This is a genomic window from Methylorubrum rhodesianum (assembly GCF_014199985.1).
GTDB classification, from domain to species: Bacteria; Pseudomonadota; Alphaproteobacteria; order Rhizobiales; family Beijerinckiaceae; genus Methylobacterium; species Methylobacterium rhodesianum.
In genome coordinates this window covers 502,213-515,454 of sequence record NZ_JACHOS010000001.1, presented here as the reverse complement: position 1 = coordinate 515,454, position 13,242 = coordinate 502,213, and the positions used below count along the sequence as shown (strand labels likewise).

Here is a 13,242-nt window from a genome sequence, read left to right as displayed (position 1 = left end):
GCGCGTCTCCTCAGCGGACCTGATTGAGGAGTTCGGCGCCCTGGGTGACGATCCGCTGACCCGGAGCGACCCCCGACACCACCAGCACTCGCCCCGCATCGAGCGGTTCGACCCGCACCTCGCGCGGCTCGAACCGTTCGGGCGCGGTGTGCTCGTAGACGATGCTCTGCCCGTTGCCGCCACGGACCACGCTGGTGCGCGGCAGGGCGAGCCCCTCCTGCTGATCGTCGATGGCAGCCAGCACCGTTATGAACTGTCCGGTGCGCAGCTCGTGCGGCGCGCCGAGCACGGCGAAGTGCATCGGCACCGCTTGGCTGCGGTCGGCCAAGCCCGCCCCCATATAGGCGAGCCGCAGCACTCGCCCGTCGGCCATCCGGGCCGTGGCGTCCTGCCCCCCGGCCAGCGCATCGAAGCTCAGGGCCTCCACCCAGAGGCGGGCCGGGTCGACGATCTGGAACACCTGGACGCCGGGGCTCGCCATCTGGCCCGCGACCGCATTCGCTTCGGCGATGACCCCGTCGACGGGCGCCTTCAAAGCCTCAGGCTGCTGACGGATATTGTCGAGGGCGGCGCGGCGGTCGAGCAGGCCCTTGAGCTCGGCCTGGGCGTCCTCGAGCTGGACCTGCGAGACGGAGCCGCCCGGCGCGAGCTTGCGGTAGCGCTCGACTCGGCGCTCGGTGATGGCGATCTGCTGATCGAGCTCCCCCTGGCGCTGTCGCATGTCGGAGGCATCCACCGCCTGCACCGGCGGCGTCACGTAGGCCAGGACTTCTCCCTTGCGCACCCGCGTACCCAGGCGCGGGAAGATGCCGGATTCCGGCGGGGAGAGGCGGCCGCCGACGGAGGATTGAACGACGCCGCTGGCGCTCGGGTCGGGAACGATGCGGCCCGGCAGCTCGACGGTGCGGCGAAGCGTGTCCGAAGCCGTCACGACGGTCCGGACCGCGAGAACCCGCTGCGTCGGCTTCGGCACGAAGATCGTCCCGTCCGGCTGGCGTCGGGCCAAGTCCTGTCCGCCGGCGGATGGTGCGGCCATCGGCAAGCCCTGGTGGGCAAGGGGCTCACGGCCGTCGTGGCCGTCGGCCGCGAAAGCGCGCGGTGCGAGAGCGAGGGTCACGACAATGACGACCAGGGCCGTGGCAGGCAGGTAGCGCCGCCTGCGCATCAGCAGCGTGAAGGCGACGCCGAGGAGGAAGCCGGCCCCGCCGACGGCGAGCGGCAACGGGTCGGCCTCTTTGAGGTGGCGCTGAAAATCGTGGGCCGCCGCGAGCCCGGCCGCCCAGGTCGAGGCGCCGGCCGAGGGCGGTGCCGGCGGCGCTTCCGGAACAGTCAGCTTGACCGGGAACAGATCGGCGCTTCCGTCCACCGTCACGGTGAAGAGCACGTCGTGCTCGCCGGAATGCTCGCTCCAGTGGGCATCGAACCCGTAGCTGCCGTCCGGAAGCGGCAGAGCTTTGGCGGGTCCTTCCGGCGTTTCCGCCTCGACGACGGCGTCCGTCACCGGTTCGTTGGAGCCGGCGCGATCGAGGAACACGACCAGCCGGCCGTTGCGGGCGATGGCAACCAGTTCGAGCGCTTCGGTGCTCGACGAGCCGCGCGGTGCGGCCGTCGTCGGCGCCGCTTGTGCCTCGGCGCCATGGTCGTGGCCCTCATGGGCAGCGGATATCGTCGGCGCTACGGCCGACAGGCCGAGCGCAAGAACAGCCATCCGCAGGGCGGAGGCGGAGAAAACACGCATGGGAAAACCGAGCCTTCGCAGGAGGGAGGCTGGCGGCAGCCTTCATCGGCAGCCGCTCAGAGCGCGCGTCGAAGCGCGAACCTCAGGCGACGGTTCGAGGGGGTTCTGAAGGTGTCTTGGGGGCCACGCTGTCGAACGCGACCGTTGAGATGCCGGCCAATGTCCGCCCGGGCTGAGCGGCGACCGTCACGGCAGCGGAATCCTGGCGGAGGAAGGACGTATGGCAGCAGCACAGACTGCATGGACCGGACGTCGCCCCGTGGTCGTTCGGCTCCGCATGATCCGCGATCTGACCGAGGGACGCGGGTCCCGAGGCTTCCGGATGCTCGACGGCGGCGACGGCCCCATGGCCGACATGCGACGTCCCGACATCTGACGTCCCGGCGTGCGAGTGCCCGGCACCCGCGAGCGCGAATGCGACGAACGCCACGATCTGGAAGACCGTCAGCAGCGAGCGCCAAAGGGATCGGGTGGCCGACATGATGCGGCGTCCATAACATTTCCTGGCGGATTGAGCATGAGCTTTTTTCCGGCACCAGACCGGGGCCGCCTCGTCGCCCTCCGGACGTGCCGCGCTTCGGCAAGGCCGATGGGACCGGGCGGTTCGCCAGGGGCTGTCCGCGCATCTCCCCTTACGAAAGGCGATCCAACATCGAAGAGATGCACCAATTCCATCCGCCCGGATCGGGGCCGGATTCGGTCAGGCTCGCTTCGGCCTGTCCGTCGGGCGTCGCTCGCGGATGTGCCAATCCTCGGCCGGTTCGGACCGTGCGGATTCCAACTCGTCCATCCTCTCGTCGATGGCACTTCGGCAAGAGGCGTGTCCATCGGCGGTAAAGCCATCTCGGCGCATCGCCGACGCTGCGTCGAGCATCACGCCGTCCTGATCGATGGACATGCGCCAGTGTCGGACCGTTCCGTCGTGAGCGGTCAGGGCGGCAGTGCAACGGTCGAGAAAGTCCAGCCGCGCAGCGTCGCTTCCCGCAGCCATCCGTAGGGCCTCACAGATCAGGTCGGCCTCCTCGCGTGTGAGCCAGACCGTCGCCGTTCCGAATCCGTGGCGCTCGGCTTCCGTCATCTCGCGCGAAAGGCGGGTCGCCAGCGCGTTGCGGAGCGTCTCCGGGGCGGTTGCGGGCCGTCTTCCATGCATCCGGTTCGCCCTCTCTCCCGTCCGCAAACGAGATCACTCGATCGTCGCGACCAATGGAGAAGTCGGATCATCACGTCCTGCCGGGTCGCCGCAAGACAACGCGATGAAATCGTCCGAGATGCCGTGTTCGCAGCACGATGACGGTCGCGGCCATCTTCTTTCGATCGCTTGCCGCGGAGTCAGGCCGCTGCGGAACAGGACAAAGTCCGATTTCGGCCTCCACTTGCCATTCGAAGCGGCCGAAGTGAAGGGAGGAATAACAACTTGCGCTTGAGTCTTGGGGCGGATCGAGCGTCTCGCCATCACCGTGGGGTCGCGCGCAGCGCCTCTTTGAAACCCCTGAACGTCGAGAAAGGCCGGCATCCGGCACTCGGATCGGCGATGGATCTGAGGAGGCGATCGGTCTGAGGCTGCAGGAAGAGGCGCCCGTCCGCCCTGCCGGGACAGGCGTCCCGATCCGGTCCGATCACACGTGGATAGGAATGTGCTGCACATCCGACCGCAGCTTTGAGCGGGATCGGGGGAATGAGTGGGCCAGCACGTTGGAAGTGCCGACCCACCATCCGCTGGCCCGACATGATCAGCGCAGCGGCCCCACTTCGTCCGGGGAAACGCTTGATCGTCAAGCTTCCGTCGTCGCTTCTGACAGACTTGTGATCGCGCGCAGATCGGGCCGCCTGCGGCGCGTCGCCATGCCGTCACGGTGACACGCCCTCGGTCATGCGACGGCGAGCCGGTGTCTCAATTTCGAGAGGTCACGTGCACGTCCCGGCAACCGAGGCGTCGTACAACGAGAGCATGAATCTTCCGGACTCCGAACTTCGACTGGCAGGCGTCGCCGCGGCGATCGGTGGCCTCGTGGTGATGATGCTCGCCGGGCAGCCCTCGGTCGCATCACTCGGGTGGGGATGTCTGGGCCTCATCCTCTTCGGGGTTTCCCGGTTGTTGCCGCGGCCTGCGGCGAAACCTGTGCCGAAGGTGGCGCCGGAGCCGATGGCGGTGACGCCTGCCGTCGAGCCGACGACAGGCAACAAACGCGGCGAGGCGACGGCTGTGATCTCGGGTGAGGTCCACGCCGCGCTGCAGCGGGCGGTGCGCGTGCAACGTCCGGTCAGTCCGATGATCGTGTCATCGGTGCTGCCACCCTCCCGTGCCTCGCGATCCCCCACGACCAGCTGACCTCTCGCTCAGATTCCCTGGCACCGGCGGGCTGGGAGGAACAACTCGGCCTGGGCCGGAAAGCGCGACGACCGACATCGCATCCGGTCACTTCTTCCGGAACGATGGATCCAGGCTCCGCTTCGATCGAGCGCAGACCCGATCCGGTCTGCTCGGATGCCTGCGCTCCCACGTCAGTCGAGGAACGATGCCGCGACCGGGATCACGCTTCCCGGAGACGTCAACCTCACGCCCGCTCGGCGTTGACGGTCGACCCCGTGAACCGTTCGGTGTCCCGGCCGATGCGCAGCACCAATGCTCCCGCGAGAATGAGAACCACGGCCACGGCAGCGAATCCGTCGCCGAACCGCCCTGTCGCGTCGCGGACCCAGCCCATGAGCGACGGTCCGACGAAGCCGCCGAGACTGCCGAGAGCATTGATCAGTGCAATGCCGCCCGCGGCCGCGGTTCCGGTGAGCAACCGCGTCGGCAGCGTCCAGAAGGTCGGTAGCGCCGCGAACACCCCCAACGCCGCCACGCTGAGCGCGGCGATGGTGAGGAATGGCGTTCCGGCCTGGCTCGCGGCGATCAGGGCGAGGCCGGCTACCACGGTCGGGATCGCGACGTGGCGGACCCGCTCTCCCCTTCGATCGGAGCGGCGCGTCCAGGCGAGCATCCCCGCCGCCGACACGATGTACGGGATGGCGGTGACGAAACCGGTCGCGGTCGTCGTGAAGCCGAAACTGCTGACGATCTGCGGTAACCACAATCCGACCGCATAGAGACCGGTGCTGAGCCCGAAATAGACGAGCCCGAGCCCGAGCACCCGCGGATCGAGGAGGGCGCTTCCGAAATGCGTTGTCCGGTTCGGCTGCAGGCGTTGATCCTCCGCCATCCGTGCGACGAGGCGCGCTCGCTCCTCGGGCGTCAACCAGGCGGCCTGCTCGGGCCGGTCGGTGAGGACGAACAGGGTTGCGAGGCCGAGCAAAAGGCTGGGCGCGGCCTCGAGCAGGTAGAGCCACTGCCACCCGGCCAGACCGAGCCAGCCGTCGGTGAAGCTCATGACGAGGCCGGACAGCGGCGCACCGATGGCGGCCGAGAGCGGCACGGCCATCATGAAGATGCCGACGATGCCCGCGCGCTGCGCGCTGGGAAACCAGTAGGTAAGATACAGGATGATGCCGGGAAAGAAGCCGGCCTCCGCAAGTCCGAGGAGGACCCGGACGAGGTAGAAGGACCATTCGCTCGTCACGAAGGCGGTCGAGGCGGAGATCAGCGACCATGTCACCATGATCCGCGCGATCCAGATCCGCGCGCCGACTCGCTCCAGGATCAGGTTGCTCGGAACTTCGAAGGCGACGTAGCCGAGGAAGAACAGTCCCGCCCCGAAGCCGTAGGCCGTAGCCGACAGGCCAATGTCCCGATTCATGGTGAGAGCGGCGAAGCCGACATTCACCCGGTCGAGATAGGCGAAGAAGTAGCACAGCATGAGAAAGGGCAGCAGGCGCCGCGCCACCTTGCCCGCGAGCGCATCCGCCATCCCGTCAACCTGCTCCTTGCTTAATCCGGACGGCGCTGCGCGCCGAGCCGGCCGTCGTGAGCTCCGTGCTCGGCTGTCGTAGCGAGGTTGCCGACGGCCGGATAGACGAACCGCCAACTCGGGTGCCGCCGCCTGCATTGCCGCCCGAGGGCGGCTTGGTTCGCGAGGTCCGATCGGGGCGATCGATCGGAAGGGCGATGTGAAGCGGTTCACTGCGAATGCAACGTCGTGCGCCGTCATGCGGAACCGGGCCCGCGCGGCCCGGCTTCTCCCGTCACGGGCCCTGTTCCCGCATGGCCCTCAGAATCACTGACAGGAGGACGCCATGGGTCTGTTCACGAAAGACATCAAGTCGCTGGACGACCTCTTCGTACACACGTTGCAGGACGTCTATTACGCCGAAAACCAGATCACCAAGGCTCTGCCGACGATGATCGGGAAAGCGACGAACGCGCAGCTCCGCCAGGGCTTCGAGACGCATCTGCGTGAGACCGAGGGGCAGATCAAGCGCCTTGAGCAGGTGTTCGAGATGCACGGCCACAAGCCGAAGGCGGTCAATTGTCCGGCCATCGACGGGATCATCAAGGAGGCCAACGAGACCGCCGGCGAGGTCGCTGACAAGGAGGTGCTCGATGCGGCGTTGCTCGCAGCGGCGCAGGCCGTGGAGCATTACGAGATCGCCCGCTACGGCACGCTCGTGGCGTGGGCCAAGCGGCTCGGCCGAGACGATTGCGCCGCCGTGCTCCAGCAGACGCTCGACGAGGAGAAGGCGACTGACCAGAAGCTTACGGCGCTAGCCGAGAGCCGCGTGAATCAGAAGGCGGCTTGATCATGGAGGAGAGGGAGCGTCCGGAGTCCGAAGAGCGTCCCAAGCCACCCGCGCAGGGGCCGATCCCAGGGATGGAGCGGCCGCGCGCCGATCCGCGGCCCGGGCCGCATTCCCCTCCCCCGCCGGCCGAGGAAGAGGCGCGGCCTTCGAGCCAGCCAGGGACGGGCTGAGGCGCAGAAGCTGCGCGACCGGTCGGCTGTCGCCTTTAAATCGGGGGCGGCCGATCGCGGAGCGCGCTCCTGCGTCTAAAGCAGTCGCTTCCGGCCCCCTTCCTGTCGGATGCCGCCGAGCGAGGGGTGTGGACCTTGCACCCCTCCTCGCGATCCCCACTGATCCGCCGAGCCCCTGATCCTGCGCCGGTACACCGATGACCGCTCTATTCCCCTTCGACAACAGCTACGCGCGCCTGCCGGACCGCTTCTTCGCCCGCGTCGCGCCGACACCGGTCGAGGCGCCGAGATTGGTGCGGTTGAATCGGGCGCTCGCCGTCGATCTCGGTCTCGATCCCGAGCGACTTGAAAGCTCTGAGGGGGGCTCGGTCCTCGCGGGGCAAGGTGTTCCCGCGGGGGCGGAACCGCTCGCGGCAGCCTATGCCGGGCACCAGTTCGGGCAATTCGTACCGCAACTCGGCGACGGGCGTGCCATTCTGCTCGGGGAAGTCGTTGGTCGCGACGGGCGCCGCCGCGACATCCAGCTCAAGGGTTCGGGCCCGACGCCGTTTTCTCGCCGGGGCGACGGTCGCGCTGCGCTCGGGCCGGTGCTGCGCGAGTATCTCGTCAGCGAGGCGATGCACGCGCTCGGCATTCCGACCACCCGCGCCCTCGCCGCGGTCGCCACCGGGGAGCGGGTGATCCGTGAGACGGTGCTGCCCGGGGCCGTCCTCACCCGCGTCGCGTCGAGCCATATCCGCGTCGGCTCGTTCCAGTTCTTCTCCGCTCGGGGCGATGTCGAGGGCCTGCGTATGCTCGCGGACCATACCATCGCCCGCCACGATCCCGCGGCCGCCGAGGCCGAGAACCCCTACCGCGCCTTGCTCGAAGCTGTCGTCCGCCGCCAAGCCGAGTTGGTGGCCCGGTGGCTCACCGTCGGGTTCATCCACGGCGTGATGAACACCGACAACATGTCGATTGCCGGCGAGACCATCGACTACGGTCCCTGCGCGTTCCTCGACACCTACGATCCGGCGACCGCCTTCAGCTCGATCGATCGACATGGCCGCTACGCCTACGGCAACCAGCCGCGCATCGCCTTATGGAACCTCACCCGGCTCGCGGAAGCGCTGTTGCCGCTCTTGTCGGATGACGAGACACGGGCTGTCGCAGAGGCCGAGGCCGCACTGACAGGCTTCGCCGGATTGTTCGAGGATGCCTATCACAGCGGCCTGAACCGCAAGCTCGGGCTCGCCACGACCCGCGACGGTGACACCGTCCTCGCCGGAGATCTGCTGAAGACCATGGCCGAGAACGAGGCCGACTTCACCCTCACCTTCCGCCGCCTCGCTGCGGCCGTGCCGGACCTCGGGAGCGATCCCGAGCCGGAGGCGATCGAGGCCGTGCGGAGCCTCTTCATCGATCCGACCGCCTATGACCGGTGGGCCGAGCGCTGGCGCCGCAGGCTCGCCGACGAACCGGGCGACGCCGCGGCCCAGCGGACGTTGATGCGGATGGTCAATCCCGCTTTCATCCCGCGCAACCATCAGGTGGAGGCGATGATCGAGGCGGCGGTCGAGCGGCAGGATTTCGCACCGTTCGAAACCTTGTTGAGCGTCCTGGCCCGTCCCTACGAAGACCAGCCCGACTTCGCCCGATATGCGGAGGCCCCGGAAGGTGGCGGGCGCGACTATCGCACCTTCTGCGGGACCTGAGGAAGAATTCCTTCCTTGCACTATCCTGTCACATTGAAGCTCTGAGGAATATAATTTCCGCATCTTATGTTTATTCTGAGCCCTGAAAAGATTTCTTGTCCCTCAATCATTCGGTAACGATACGTCCTTAACTCCGATCCTCGATCTGTCATCTTCTGCGATGTGCTCGAGGAATTCATCATGGCGAATGCCGTCCGCTCGCCCCTGACGGTTCGATTGTCCCTCGCGGCTCGGGTTGCTCTATTGGGCAGCCTCTTCGTCTTGGTCGCGTCCCTCGCGGTGGGCGGCCAACTGCTGTTCGAGGCGCGCGCGGTGATGCACGCCCGGGCCGACGATTCACTCGATAGCTCCATGCGTCTTCTCCGGGCCGGCATAGAGGGCGTCGCCGGCGCGAGCGCGGACCTCAACGCCGCCGTCGATCGTGTCGAGAGCGTCACCGGGGGGACCGCAACCGTCTTCTCGGGCGAGGTCCGGACCGCCACGACGGTGCGCAAGGCCGACGGCAGCCGCGCGGTCGGAACCCGGCTCGCCCCCGGGCCCGTCCACGACACCGTTCTCGGTCGCGGTGAGACCTATCGAGGCGAGGCGGATATCCTCGGCACGCCCTACCTGACCCTGTATGCGCCGGTTCGCGGCGCGGACGGCCATGTCACCGGCATTCTCTATGTCGGCCTGAAGCGGGCGGACGTTCTGGCCGGACTCGACCGGATGACCCGTCAGGCGGCACTGGTCGGTGGCGGCATGATCGTGGCAGCGATGGTGCTGCTCTGGCTCACCATCCGCCGGACCCTGCGTCCGCTCGAGGGGCTGGGCCGGACGATGACGCAACTGACCGAGGGCGAGGTCACGGCCGAGGTTCCGGGTCTCACCCGCCGGGACGAGATCGGTGCCATGGCTGCCGCGGTTCAGGTGTTCAAGGAGAGCCTGATCCGTACCCGCGAACTCGAGCGGGAAGGCGAATTGGCGCGTGCCGCCGCCGAGGAAGAGCGCAAGCGCGCCCTCGGCGCTATCGCGGAAGGCTTTGAAGTCGCCGTCGGCGGCATCGTCGACACGGTGGCGTCCTCCGCCACGGAGCTGAAGGTCACGGCCGAGACCATGGCGGCGACGGCGCGGCAGACCGCGAGCCGTTCCGGACACGTCGCCGGCGCGGCGGAGGAGGCTGCCTCGAATGTCGGCACCGTCGCGGCCGCCGCCGAGCAGCTCGGCGCATCGGTGCAGGAAATCGGCCGCCAGGTCTCGAACTCGTCCGACCTCGCCGCGAGTGCCGTTTCCGAGGCGGACCGCACCGCGATCCTGGTCCACGAACTCGACACCGTCGTCAGCCGGATCGGTGATGTGGTCGGCCTGATCGCGACCATTGCCGGACAGACCAACCTGCTCGCGCTGAACGCCACCATCGAGGCGGCCCGCGCCGGCGAGGCCGGCCGCGGCTTCGCGGTGGTCGCGTCGGAAGTGAAGGAGCTCGCCAACCAGACGGCGCGCGCGACCGAGGAGATCTCGGGCCAGATCGACCGCGTTCAGGGAGCGACCGGACAGGCCGTCACGGCCATCGGCGGCATCACCGCTCGTATCCGCGAGATCAGCAATGTCGCCAACGGGATCGCGGCCGCGGTCGAGCAACAGGGCGCGGCGACGCAGGAGATCGTGCGAAACGTCGCTCAGGCCGCCAGTGGCACCGGCGCCGTCACCTCGAGCATCGCCGGCGTGGCACGGGCTTCGGAGGAAACCGGGGCGGCGGCGACCCAGGTGCTGTCCTCCGCCTCCGAATTGTCGCGGCAATCGGAGCATCTCAGCGCCGAGGTCGCTCGCTTCCTGCGGACGGTGCGGGCGGCCTGAACGCCATGAGGCGGCGCGGCCGCATCCGAATGCGAGCTATGCCGCCGCAAATTCGAGCGGCGCGGATTGACGGCAGGGTGCGTATCGCTTAATCCGCGCCCCTCACTTGCTGAGACTCACTCGCCAGAAGTCGGCGAGGAAGCGGCGAACGGATCGACGATGCGCACGGTTCTTATCGTAGTGGAAGCGCCACGGACGGGGCGGGCTTGAGATCAAGCCCGACAGGCCCGGTCGGTGGCGCATGCAGGGTCCCCTAGGGGCCCTTTTTTATTGCGCAAAATCCAACGGGCCGGCATGCGGATCGGAAGACGAAGAACGGATTGATGGAGGAGTCGATGAGCGGCGAGGTCATGACCGGGGCCCAGATGGTCATCCGGGCGTTCCAGGATCAGGGCGTGGACACCCTGTTCGGCTATCCGGGCGGTGCCGTGCTTCCGATCTACGACGCGCTCTTCGACGAGACCACGATCCAGCACGTGCTGGTGCGCCATGAGCAGGGCGCGGTTCACGCGGCTGAGGGCTATGCCCGTTCCTCCGGCAAGGTCGGCGTCGTCCTCGTCACCTCCGGTCCGGGTGCCACCAACATCATCACCGGCCTGACCGACGCGATGCTGGACTCGATCCCGCTCGTCGCCGTCACCGGCCAGGTTCCGACGCATCTGATCGGCTCGGACGCGTTCCAGGAATGCGACACCGTCGGCATCACCCGCCACTGCACGAAGCACAACTACCTCGTCAAATCGATCGAGGATCTGCCGCGCATCCTGCACGAGGCGTTCTACGTCGCGAGCCACGGCCGTCCCGGCCCGGTCGTCATCGACCTGCCCAAGGACGTGCAGTTCGCCACCGGCGTCTACGAGCGCCCGAGCCACAGCGGACACAAGACCTACAACCCGCCGGTCAAGGGCGACCCGGAGAAGATCCGGGCCGCGGTCGAGTTGATGGCGGGTGCGCGCCGGCCGGTCTTCTACACCGGCGGCGGCGTCATCAATTCCGGGCCGGAAGCCTCTCGCCTGCTGCGCGAGCTGGTCGCCGAGACCGGCTTCCCGGTCACGTCCACGCTGATGGGCCTCGGCGCCTTCCCGGCTTCCGACGACAAGTTCCTCGGGATGCTCGGCATGCACGGCACCTACGAGGCCAACCTCGCGATGCATGATTGCGACGTGATGATCAACATCGGTGCGCGGTTCGACGACCGCATCACCGGTCGCCTCGACGCCTTCTCGCCGTACTCCAAGAAAATCCACGTCGATGTCGACGCCTCCTCGATCAACAAGGTCGTGAAGGTCGATGTCGGCATTCTCGGCGACTGCGCCGCGGTGCTGGAGGAGATGCTCGCCCAGTGGCGTGCCCTGCCGAAGCAGCCCGACAAGGCGCGGATGGAGGATTGGTTCAACAAGATCAGCCGTTGGAAGTCGCGCGACTGCCTCGCCTACTGGCCCTCGGGCACGATCATCAAGCCGCAATACGCGGTTCAGCGCCTCTACGAGGCGTGCAAGGACCGCAAGACCTTCGTCACCACGGAGGTCGGCCAGCACCAGATGTGGGCGGCTCAGTACTTCAAGTTCGACGAACCGAACCGCTGGATGACCTCGGGCGGCCTCGGCACCATGGGCTACGGCCTGCCGGCGGCGATCGGGACGCAGCTCGCCAACCCGGACGGTCTCGTCATCGACATCGCGGGCGAAGCCTCGATCCTGATGAACATGCAGGAGCTCTCGACGGCGGTGCAGTACCGGCTGCCGGTCAAGATCTTCATCCTGAACAACGAGTACATGGGCATGGTGCGCCAGTGGCAGGAGCTGCTGCACGGCTCGCGCTACTCGCAGAGCTACTCGGAGAGCCTGCCCGACTTCGTCAAGCTGGCGGAGGCCTACGGTGCCAAGGGCATCCGCTGCGAGAAGCCGGGCGAGCTCGACGGAGCGATCCAGGAGATGCTGGCCTATGACGGCCCGGTGATCTTCGATTGCGTCGTCGACAAGACCGAGAACTGCTTCCCGATGATCCCGTCGGGCAAGGCGCATAACGAGATGCTGCTGTCGGACTATCTCGGCGAGACCGGGGTGGAGCTCGGGGACGTCATCTCGGCCGAGGGCAAGATGCTGGTCTGACCGGGCCGGCATTCTGTCGCGCGGTGCGGAGCCATGGATCGGACGCTTCCAACGGCGGTGGCGGGCCTACCCTCTGCGGAGGGCCCGGCGCCAGCGGCGCGGAAGCCGCTGACCGATCCGCTGCGGCCAAGTCGGCCGCGGCACCGCGCCGTGGCGGTCCGGGTCGAGGCGCGGCACGGTGGCGGCGCGCGCCGCCGCCGGACGGTCCGTGCGCTTGCGCAGGAGCACGAAGAACTCGCTCTCCCGCGGGCGGGTCGGCTCGAGGGCGGCGCACTCGAACGGCAGCAGGTCGAGGCCGATCAGCTCCGCGAGAATCTCGGCGAAGCTGAAGGGCGTGAACACCGCGCAATGCACGTCGATGGACGCGCCGGTCTCGGCGAGGCCCGCGGCGATGGAGAGCGCTTCGGCGGGTCCGCCGCTGATCGGCGTGAGGGGCACGGGTCGGCCGTCCCAGACCGCTCCGGCATCGACCGGGGTCGTCCGGGCGAAATGCTCGTAGACCGTGGCGAGCGGTGGCCTGCGCAGGCCGGCGAGATGGGCGGCGACCAGTGCGCCGGCGGTCGTCGGCGCCCGGAAGTGGTCGAAGGTGAAGCGCTTGTCGGGCACGATGAGGCAGAACACGCCGCCCTCACGCAGGGCGTCGCCCGCCTCGCGCAGCCAGCCGATGGGATCGGGCACATGCTCGACGACGTGCGAGGCCACGATGTAATCGACCGGCCCGCGCTGACCGAGCGCGACGGCCAAGCCGCCCTCCCCCAGCACGATATCGACGGGATGGATGCCGTCGGTGCCGGCCGGGCCGAGGGTCGGATGCCCCGCATACTGGCGGCGCAATTCGTCCGTCGGCAGGTGGTCGGCATAGAGCACGTCCCCCTCGTCCTTACGGATGAGAGGGTTCGTGAGGGGGCCGATCTCGACGCCGGTTCGGCCCTGCGGCAGGACGAGATTCAAGACACGCTGGCGCCGATCCATGGCGCGGCCGGTATCACGCCACCGGCAGGCGGGTCCAGCATCGC

Annotated in this window: 11 protein-coding genes; 5 read left to right on the top strand and 6 right to left on the bottom strand. The window is 68.0% G+C overall.

Annotated features, from left to right (window positions below; genetic code table 11):
• Positions 1 to 10: 10 nt before the first annotated feature.
• The 4 genes from HNR01_RS02180 to HNR01_RS02165 form a co-directional block, all read right to left on the bottom strand.
• On the bottom strand, positions 11 to 1,738 hold the full coding sequence (locus HNR01_RS02180) for an efflux RND transporter periplasmic adaptor subunit (protein WP_183666357.1): 1,728 nt from the start codon (positions 1,736 to 1,738) through the stop codon (positions 11 to 13).
• A gap of 82 nt (positions 1,739 to 1,820) precedes the next feature.
• Positions 1,821 to 2,219, bottom strand: a complete 399-nt coding sequence (locus HNR01_RS02175) for a hypothetical protein (RefSeq protein WP_183666355.1) — start codon at positions 2,217 to 2,219, stop codon at positions 1,821 to 1,823.
• 219 nt (positions 2,220 to 2,438) lie between these two features.
• Positions 2,439 to 2,816 (bottom strand): hypothetical protein, encoded by a 378-nt coding sequence (locus HNR01_RS02170; protein WP_246417359.1) that lies wholly within the window; start codon positions 2,814 to 2,816, stop codon positions 2,439 to 2,441.
• Positions 2,817 to 2,921: 105 nt separating this feature from the next.
• The gene (locus tag HNR01_RS02165) at positions 2,922 to 3,251 is read right to left on the bottom strand and encodes a hypothetical protein (RefSeq protein WP_183666351.1); all 330 of its coding nucleotides are present in this window, start codon (positions 3,249 to 3,251) and stop codon (positions 2,922 to 2,924) included.
• A 435-nt stretch (positions 3,252 to 3,686) separates the two neighbouring features.
• Between HNR01_RS02165 and HNR01_RS02160 the strand changes: the two genes are divergently transcribed.
• Positions 3,687 to 4,067, top strand: coding sequence for a hypothetical protein (locus tag HNR01_RS02160; protein ID WP_210313018.1), 381 nt, complete (start codon positions 3,687 to 3,689; stop codon positions 4,065 to 4,067).
• A 226-nt stretch (positions 4,068 to 4,293) separates the two neighbouring features.
• Here the strand turns inward: HNR01_RS02160 and HNR01_RS02155 are convergent, their stop codons facing one another.
• Positions 4,294 to 5,586, bottom strand: a complete 1,293-nt coding sequence (locus HNR01_RS02155; RefSeq protein ID WP_183666346.1) for an MFS transporter — start codon at positions 5,584 to 5,586, stop codon at positions 4,294 to 4,296.
• 325 nt (positions 5,587 to 5,911) lie between these two features.
• Here HNR01_RS02155 and HNR01_RS02150 point away from each other — a divergent pair, with 325 nt between their 5' ends.
• From HNR01_RS02150 to HNR01_RS02135, 4 genes are all read left to right on the top strand, one after another.
• Positions 5,912 to 6,415 (top strand): YciE/YciF ferroxidase family protein, encoded by a 504-nt coding sequence (locus tag HNR01_RS02150; RefSeq protein ID WP_003598253.1) that lies wholly within the window; start codon positions 5,912 to 5,914, stop codon positions 6,413 to 6,415.
• Between the two features lie 367 nt (positions 6,416 to 6,782).
• The gene (locus tag HNR01_RS02145) at positions 6,783 to 8,279 is read left to right on the top strand and encodes a protein adenylyltransferase SelO (protein WP_183666344.1); all 1,497 of its coding nucleotides are present in this window, start codon (positions 6,783 to 6,785) and stop codon (positions 8,277 to 8,279) included.
• Between the two features lie 180 nt (positions 8,280 to 8,459).
• Positions 8,460 to 10,115 carry a methyl-accepting chemotaxis protein gene (locus HNR01_RS02140; protein WP_210313017.1) on the top strand — a complete coding sequence of 552 codons (1,656 nt, stop codon included), beginning with the start codon at positions 8,460 to 8,462 and terminating at the stop codon, positions 10,113 to 10,115.
• Positions 10,116 to 10,450: 335 nt separating this feature from the next.
• Positions 10,451 to 12,226, top strand: coding sequence for an acetolactate synthase 3 large subunit (locus tag HNR01_RS02135; protein WP_183666341.1), 1,776 nt, complete (start codon positions 10,451 to 10,453; stop codon positions 12,224 to 12,226).
• Between the two features lie 66 nt (positions 12,227 to 12,292).
• Here HNR01_RS02135 and HNR01_RS02130 read toward each other — a convergent pair whose 3' ends face one another.
• The gene (locus tag HNR01_RS02130; protein WP_183666339.1) at positions 12,293 to 13,198 is read right to left on the bottom strand and encodes a methyltransferase domain-containing protein; all 906 of its coding nucleotides are present in this window, start codon (positions 13,196 to 13,198) and stop codon (positions 12,293 to 12,295) included.
• Between the last annotated feature and the right edge of the window lie 44 nt (positions 13,199 to 13,242).

What these genes read in the sequence shown, in the direction of transcription:
- HNR01_RS02135 (WP_183666341.1), top strand. Translation starts at nt 10,451, where the DNA reads ATGAGCGGCGAGGTCATGACCGGGGCCCAGATGGTCATCCGGGCGTTC.
- HNR01_RS02165 (WP_183666351.1), bottom strand. Translation starts at nt 3,251, where the DNA reads ATGCCGGCCTTTCTCGACGTTCAGGGGTTTCAAAGAGGCGCTGCGCGC.
- HNR01_RS02155 (WP_183666346.1), bottom strand. Translation starts at nt 5,586, where the DNA reads ATGGCGGATGCGCTCGCGGGCAAGGTGGCGCGGCGCCTGCTGCCCTTT.
- HNR01_RS02150 (WP_003598253.1), top strand. Translation starts at nt 5,912, where the DNA reads ATGGGTCTGTTCACGAAAGACATCAAGTCGCTGGACGACCTCTTCGTA.
- HNR01_RS02175 (WP_183666355.1), bottom strand. Translation starts at nt 2,219, where the DNA reads ATGTCGGCCACCCGATCCCTTTGGCGCTCGCTGCTGACGGTCTTCCAG.
- HNR01_RS02130 (WP_183666339.1), bottom strand. Translation starts at nt 13,198, where the DNA reads ATGGATCGGCGCCAGCGTGTCTTGAATCTCGTCCTGCCGCAGGGCCGA.
- HNR01_RS02145 (WP_183666344.1), top strand. Translation starts at nt 6,783, where the DNA reads ATGACCGCTCTATTCCCCTTCGACAACAGCTACGCGCGCCTGCCGGAC.
- HNR01_RS02180 (WP_183666357.1), bottom strand. Translation starts at nt 1,738, where the DNA reads ATGCGTGTTTTCTCCGCCTCCGCCCTGCGGATGGCTGTTCTTGCGCTC.
- HNR01_RS02160 (WP_210313018.1), top strand. Translation starts at nt 3,687, where the DNA reads ATGAATCTTCCGGACTCCGAACTTCGACTGGCAGGCGTCGCCGCGGCG.
- HNR01_RS02140 (WP_210313017.1), top strand. Translation starts at nt 8,460, where the DNA reads ATGGCGAATGCCGTCCGCTCGCCCCTGACGGTTCGATTGTCCCTCGCG.
- HNR01_RS02170 (WP_246417359.1), bottom strand. Translation starts at nt 2,816, where the DNA reads ATGACGGAAGCCGAGCGCCACGGATTCGGAACGGCGACGGTCTGGCTC.